Source organism: Rothia sp. HMSC072E10 (assembly GCF_001813965.1).
Classification (GTDB): Bacteria; Actinomycetota; Actinomycetes; order Actinomycetales; family Micrococcaceae; genus Rothia; species Rothia mucilaginosa_A.
Map to the genome: position 1 here is coordinate 36,634 of NZ_KV814479.1, position 6,971 is coordinate 43,604.

Annotated in this window: 6 protein-coding genes and 1 riboswitch; of the genes, 4 read left to right on the forward strand and 2 right to left on the reverse strand. The window is 64.9% G+C overall.

The genetic code is table 11. The annotated features are described in order from the left end of the window. Positions 1 to 20 precede the first annotated feature (20 nt). A complete protein-coding gene (locus HMPREF2944_RS00565; protein ID WP_070679395.1) occupies positions 21 to 1,361 on the forward strand; it encodes a P-loop NTPase family protein in 1,341 nt (446 codons plus the stop codon). Positions 1,362 to 1,483: 122 nt separating this feature from the next. Here the strand turns inward: HMPREF2944_RS00565 and HMPREF2944_RS00570 are convergent, their stop codons facing one another. Together HMPREF2944_RS00570 and HMPREF2944_RS00575 are read right to left on the reverse strand one after the other, a co-directional pair. Beyond that, entirely contained in the window at positions 1,484 to 2,890 is a 1,407-nt protein-coding gene (locus HMPREF2944_RS00570; protein WP_070679397.1) for an MFS transporter, read from the reverse strand. Between the two features lie 141 nt (positions 2,891 to 3,031). Beyond that, positions 3,032 to 3,265, reverse strand: coding sequence for a DUF4235 domain-containing protein (locus HMPREF2944_RS00575; protein WP_070679400.1), 234 nt, complete (start codon positions 3,263 to 3,265; stop codon positions 3,032 to 3,034). A 281-nt stretch (positions 3,266 to 3,546) separates the two neighbouring features. Beyond that, positions 3,547 to 3,647, forward strand: a riboswitch (TPP riboswitch). Positions 3,648 to 3,705: 58 nt separating this feature from the next. Here HMPREF2944_RS00575 and HMPREF2944_RS00580 point away from each other — a divergent pair. The 3 genes from HMPREF2944_RS00580 to HMPREF2944_RS00590 all read left to right on the forward strand — a co-directional run bounded on the left by HMPREF2944_RS00580 (position 3,706) and on the right by HMPREF2944_RS00590 (position 6,864). Beyond that, entirely contained in the window at positions 3,706 to 4,320 is a 615-nt protein-coding gene (locus HMPREF2944_RS00580) for an ECF transporter S component (protein WP_070679403.1), read from the forward strand. Between the two features lie 88 nt (positions 4,321 to 4,408). Next, on the forward strand, positions 4,409 to 6,070 hold the full coding sequence (locus tag HMPREF2944_RS00585) for an ABC transporter ATP-binding protein (RefSeq protein ID WP_070679406.1): 1,662 nt from the start codon (positions 4,409 to 4,411) through the stop codon (positions 6,068 to 6,070). Beyond that, complete coding sequence (locus HMPREF2944_RS00590; protein WP_070679408.1) at positions 6,067 to 6,864, forward strand: energy-coupling factor transporter transmembrane component T family protein; 798 nt, start codon at positions 6,067 to 6,069, stop codon at positions 6,862 to 6,864. The genes HMPREF2944_RS00585 and HMPREF2944_RS00590 overlap by 4 nt, the downstream gene beginning before the upstream one ends. The last annotated feature ends 107 nt before the right edge of the window (positions 6,865 to 6,971 follow it).

Consider the following 6,971-nt stretch of genomic DNA (forward strand, 5'->3'; position numbering starts at 1 on the left):
CACTCATTTGAAGGATTGTTATGAATCTGCTTCCTGTTGTTCTGCGCCTGGCGGGCGCGGAGGTTTCCGTCTACCTGATTGACCAGTCTGAGGCTTTTATCGAGGGTTTTAAGCGTGCCTGGGAGCCGCTGAACCCCGAATTTTTTGAGACCCCGGACGAGGCGTATGAGGCGGTTTCGAACCACGACCAGGTGCTGCTGGTGCACCCCGTATCTGACACCCCGATTCTGGACATAGCCCAGCCCCTGATGGGCCCGTTCATGAAGGTTGGCACGCTGCGCGTGGATAGCGTGGAGCAGGGCCTGCAGGACCTGACGAGCCGCATCACCGTTGCGATGATCGAGCAGCTGGTGGGTAGCGGCGTGATGCTTCATTCGGCGGTTATCGGTGACCCCGAGTCGAAGCGAGCCCTGGCCCTGGTGGGCGTTTCGGGTAGCGGCAAGACCACGGCCTCGCGTTTCTTGGGCTCGAAGCTGGCGTACCTGACGGACGAGACCGCCGTCATCTCGGATGAGGGTTTCGTGACCCCCTACCCGAAGCCGTTGTCGGTGATTGTCGACCAGAATGCACCGAAGGAACAGCAGAACCCGGTTGAGGCCGGTCTGAACGTGGTCGACCCCGAGGACCGCGGCTACAAGCTGACCCGTATCGTGCTGATTTCGCGTGACGAGCAGGCCAAGGAGCCGCGCCTGGAACGCGTGCCGCTGCACGAGGCGCTGGTGTTCCTGAGCGAGCAGAGCTCGGGCCTGGCGCGTCACCCTGAAGGCGTCGTGTCGCTGGCCAAGCTAGTAGAGCGTTGCGGCGGCGTGTGGCGCCTGGTGTACTCGGAGGTTGAGGACACCCTGCCGCTGGTTCAGGATCTGCTGAATGGTGGTGAGCTGCCGGGCGCTGATGAGGTTGAGAGCCTGGAGAAGTACACGGTTGAGGATCACCTGCCGGGCGTGTACCTGAACGGTACGATTGTGATTGACCGCGCGCCGGGAACCTCTGCGGTGCGCGTGGGCGAGGACGGCCCGTTCCTGCTGCTGCAGGACACCGCGTTGAACGAGCTGTCTGAATTTGCGGCTGAGTGCTGGCTGCAGGCTGAGGGCGACATTTCGTACGATGACCTGTTTGCGCGTCTGGCTGAGATCTTTGAGGGTCTGCCTGCGGAGGCGTACGACGAGAACGTCAGCGCCCTGGCGCAGGGAGCGATGCTGTGGGTCCGCGTGATTGACGATCCGCTGATTGACGACGCGACCTGGGCCCGGATGACCGGTAGCGAAGAGGTCCTGGACGAGGCGGAGGAAAACCGCGAGGTGACCTCGGAAGGCTCCACCGAGACGGCCGCCGAGGCAGACGACGATGTGGTGACCGAGTAGCTCGATGAGCGTACCCTAGCGCCGATGGCGCATAGCGAAGGGGCGGGCAGATTAACTCTACCCGCCCCTTCGCTATACCCGCTGAGGGACCGCGGGGATCCCCGGGTAGGTCCCGCCCGCGGCTAAGACTTCACCTTCTCGCGGCGGTTGGCCCGCACCCGCAGGGGCCCGGGAGCCTCTACCGGAAGCAGCATCAGCAGACCCGCAACCACAACCACGAGGATGCCGACAACACCCCAAATCTGGGCGCCCAGAATACTCACGAACAGGCCGAAAAGCATCGGCGCCAGGAAGCTCGTAGCGCGGCCGGTCGTCGAGTACAGTCCGAACAGCTCACCCTCGGTGCCGGGCTCGGCCAGGCGAGCCAGGAACGTGCGGGAGGCCGACTGCGCCGGACCCACAAACAGGCACAGCAGCAGGGCGCATACCCAGAACACGCCCGGTTCGGGGAAGAACATCAGCGGGGTAGCCGCCAAGATAATGCCGACCAGCGAGATAACAATAATTGCCTTCGGGCCCAGGTAGTCATCCAGGTAGCCGCCCAGGATCGCGCCAGCCGCCGCGACAGCGCTACCGGCAATACCGAACAGGATCACCTCGGAAGTGCTGAAACCGAACGTGCCCGCCGCAAGAATACCGCCGAACGTAAAAATACCGGACAGACCATCACGGAACACCGCCGAAGCAATCAAGAACCACAGGGTCTGCGGGGACGTCATCTTCAGCCGCTTAATGGTGCGCCACAGCGCCTTGTAGGAGGCGAGCAGGCTACCCTGACGAGCCGGGGAGAGACGCTCCATGCCCAGCTCCAGGAAACGCAGCTCGCGGGTGGGGAGCACCTCCGGCAGGAAGCGCTCGCGGGTGCGCATCCGAATCAGTAGCGGCACGCAGAAGACGAGGCACCAGGCCGCGGCGAACAGGGTCACCGCGCGGATGTTGAGGGCCCCCTCCTCGCTCAAGCCCAGGGACGAGGGGGACAGCACGAAGCCCCACAGCACCACGGCCAGGGCGAGGATGCCGCCAATGTAGCCGGCAGCCCAGCCAGTGCCCGAAATCTTACCGATATTATTCGGGTTCGAAACGCGCGGCAGCACCGCGTTGTAGTTCACGTACGCGAACTCGCTGAACACGCTCGCGGCAGACACCAGGAAAACACCCAACCACAGGTAGCCCGGGTCGGGGGCGACGAAGAAGCAGGCCGCCATAAACGCCACGAGCAGGACCGTGTTCACGCCCAGCCAGAAGATGCCGCGGCCCGACCTGTCGTTGCGTTGGCCCGTGACCGGGGCGAGAAACGCGATGAGGAAACCCGCAACCGTCAGACCCAGCGACAGTGCCGAAGAGGTCTGCTCGGGCGTGCCGAAGTAACCGCTGGTCAGGTAGACCGTGAAGATGAAGGTCATCATAATCGAGTCGAAACTCGACGAACCGACATCCCACAGGATCCACGCGGTCACCGAACGGCGACTCGTGGCGTGGTCCACGGCGGGACGGGCAGGCTTCTGCTGGCGGGAAGAACGAATCATCATGAAGGGGCTTTCAAATGGCCGAGCGGCGTCGCATCGGCCGGTGCTGCGGGAGGCTGGTACGCGTTAGAAAAGCGCGGGCGGTACGCACCGCGAGGGTACGCACCGCCCCGCATCACCGAACGAAGCATTCAGGGATGGTCTTTACTTGAAGAAACGGCGCTGCGCGCGGGCGATACCGAAGCTGACAACGGCGCCCACGACGGAGGTCAGGACGGTCCAGAGGATGACCTGGCGCAGGGTATCCTCAGAGTCGGCGGAAATGGCGGGCGGCTGGTTGCCGGTTGCCTTAGTCCAGGCGGTGCCCAGACCCTTGCCGACGAGGGCGCTGGCACCCATGTTCAGGCCCGCGAGAGCAAGCTTTGCGACGGGATTCATATGTATCTCCTTTGGTATTAATGATGCGGCGCCTCACCCCCGAACCCCCTCGGGGTAGGAAGGATAAATATGAGTGCCATTCCTAGCGTATAGGGTTTCTCCGGCCCGTGTCGCTTTCGGAGTATACAATCCCGAAAGTGTACACCGTACAAAAACGCCGCATACACAGGAGTATGACATAAAACTGCCCGAACTAGCTTCAACGCCTCCGGGTGTCTACAATCGTTTCTGGCCCCAATTGTGTTACGCACCGGCGTGCAAACCAATCCGCAGCCGTGGGGCCAACACGACAGGGGAGCGCCACCGCGGCGCTGAGAGTGCACAGCAGACCCTCGAACCTGATCCGGTTAGTACCGGTGTAGGGAGTCGAATCTTCTCGGTGCCCTCGCCCATGCAGAGGGCGAGGACATTCCCCTTCCAGCGACGGAAGGAAAAACCACATGTCACACACCACCGCGCCCAAGCGTCCGGCCCCCCGCGGCAGCCTGAGCTGGCGAGTCAACGAAATCGTTATCGCCGCAGTCATCGCCGTAGCCTGCGCTATCATCTTCTGGATCTGGGATATCGCCGTGAGCCCCGCCGCCAAGACCGCGCTCGTCGCGGCCCCCGAACTGCGCCCGCTCATCGCCGGGGCCTGGCTGCTCGGTGGTACCCTCGGCGGCCTGCTCATCCGCAAGCCCGGCGCTGCCCTCTTCTGCGAGCTCGTTGCGGCGCTCATCTCGGTGCTGTTCACCGGCGGTGCGTGGAGCGGCGAGATTCTAATCTCCGGTATTATCCAGGGCATCGGCGCTGAAATCATCTTCGCCGCCTTCGGCTACCGTTGCTGGAACGCCGCCATCGCCGTTCTGGCCGGTGCTCTCAGCGGCCTGTTCATGGGTGGCAGCGAAATCCTGATTTACTACCCCGACATGGAGCCCGTCAAGGCCGTCACCTACGTGGCCTGCTCGGTCGTCTCCGGCGCAGTCATCGCGGGCTTCCTGGCCTGGATTCTCGTGCAGAACCTCGCCAAGACCGGCGTGCTCTCCTCGCTGGCTTCCGGCAACACCCGCCGCTAATCGTCAGCCACTAGCCACCAGCTAATCACTCACCACGAGTTACCACTCGGCACACTACAGCAGCCGCTCAGAAGGCTAAGAAAGCATTATGGAAGCAACACCGCGCGGGGCGCGCATCGAGCTCAACAACTTCAGCTGGCACCACCCCGGCCGCCCAGAACCGGTCATCAACGGACTCAACCTCACCATCAACCCCGGTGAAAAAGTCCTGCTACTGGGCACCTCCGGCGCCGGCAAATCGACGCTCCTGCACGCCATCGCCGGTGTGCTCCACGATGACGACGGCCTCTCCGCAGGCGGGACCATCACCCTCAACGGCCAAGACCCCGTAGAAGCGCGCGGCACCGCGGGCATGATGCAGCAGGACCCCGAATCCTCCATCGTCATGGCCACCATCGGGAACGACACCGCCTTCGGCCCCGAAAACCTGCGCGTACCCCGCGAGGAAATCTGGGGACGCGTCACCGAGGCGCTCACCGCGGTCGGGCTCAGCCACCTGCCCCTCGACCACCCCAGCAGCGCCCTGTCCGGCGGACAGAAGCAGCGCCTCGGCCTGGCGGGCATCCTCTCGATGCACCCCGGCGCCATGATTCTCGACGAGCCCACCGCCAACCTCGACCCTGCCGGCGTGCGGGAGGTACGCGACAGCATCCTCGCTGCCGCGGAGGCCACCGGCGCGACCCTGCTCGTCGTGGAGCACCGCGTGAGCATCTGGGCGCCGTACATGGACCGCATTATCGTGCTCGGCGCGGGCGGAACCATCACCCACGACGGCGCGCCCGGAACCGTGCTCGCCGAAGCCCGTCGGGATCTCATCGACGCCGGCGTGTGGGTGCCCGACTACGTGCCGCGTGCACCGCAGAACGCTATCGGCGAGGCGGCGGGCGGCGATACTGCAATCGGCGAGGTGCTTCTCCGCGCCGAAAACCTCAGCATTACCCGCGCGCAACCCACCCCCAAGCAGCGACGTGCCCGCCGACGCACCATCAAACGCCTCGGCAACACCCCCGCGCCCGTACCCGTCGACCTGCCCGTGCTGCGCGGCGGCATCAACCTCACCCTGCGCGCCGGCGAACACCTCAGCGTGCTCGGCCCCAACGGCGCCGGCAAATCAACCCTCGCGCTCACCCTCGCGGGTCTGCTCACCGCCCCCGACGGCACCCTCGCCGCCACCGACACGCTCCGCGACCACGGCGCCGGCCGGGACAGCGGCCAGAATAGCCAGCGCGCCCACTGGGACGTGCCCACCTGGACCCCCGCCCAAATGCTCAGCCGCATCGGCTACGTCTTCCAAGAACCCGAATACCAATTCATCCGCGGAACCGTACGCGAAGAACTCGAACTCGGCCCCCGCCGACTCGCCGCGCTCAATCGCGTTCCCCTCGACGAAGACGAGCTCGCCGCACGCACCGACGACCTGGCGGCCCGCCTGCGCCTCAGCCACCTGCTCGACGCCAACCCCTTCACCCTCTCCGGCGGCGAAAAACGCAGGCTCTCCGTAGCCTCCGCGCTCGCCACCGCACCGAGAATACTCATTCTCGATGAGCCCACCTTCGGGCAGGATGCCCGCACCTGGGCCGAACTCGTCGACCTCATCCGCGAACTCCTTGCCGATGGGACCGCAGTCATCTCCATCACCCACGACGAAGACTACACCGCCGCACTCGGCGGCAAATCCATCACCCTCGAAGCGCTCGAAGCCTCCGAACCCTCCGGACCCCAGGCAGCCTCCGGAAAGGAGAACGCATGAACACCGACTTCTTCGGCACCATCGACCGAACCAGCTACTTCAGCAGCCTCAACGCCGGCGTCAAGCTCATCGTCTCCTTCGCCCTCATCATCGCCGCGCTCATCGTGCGCGACCCGCTGACCTCCGGAATCCTCTTCGCCCTCGAACTGCTCGGGTTCATCCTCGTCGGGTTCCGGCCCGTCAACGTCCTCGCCCGATTCTGGCCCATCCTCATCGCCGTAATCACCACCGGCTGGTCCGTCGCCATGCTCAGCGCCAAAACCGGCGATGTAATCCTCAACCTCGGCTTCAACACCATCACCACCGGCTCCGCAGCCGTCGGCGCAGCCATGATGATCCGTTCCCTCGCCATGGTCCTGCCCACCCTCGCGTTCGTGCTCACCACCGATCCGACCGACCTCGGCGACTCCCTCGCGCAGACCTTCAAACTGCCGGCACGATTCGTGCTCGCCACCATCGCCGCGCTGCGCCTGGTCGGCATCCTCTTCGCCGAATGGAACGCCCTCGGACAGGCACGACGCGCCCGCGGACTCGGCGCGGGCCAATCCCTCCTCGGACGCGCCCAAACCTTCGGCGGGCAAAGCTTCGCCCTGCTCGTGCAGGCCATCCGCCGCGGCTCCCGCCTGGCCGTCACCATGGAGGCGCGCGGCTTCGGCGCGGGCGAACGCACCTGGGCGCGCGTGCCCTCGTATTCGCGCCGTGACGTGCACGTGAGTATTGCCGCCGCCGTCATCATTGCTGTTGCGTACGGTGCATCTATTGCGGCGGGTACGATCCAGTTCCTCTGGGGCTAATTTGCTCTGCTCGGGACGTGGGTAGGGAGGCGCTTGTACTCTTCCTTCGCTCCTACAGGGAAGCGGGGTGCCGCATATTTCCTCCGCGCCTACGCAGGGGCACCCGT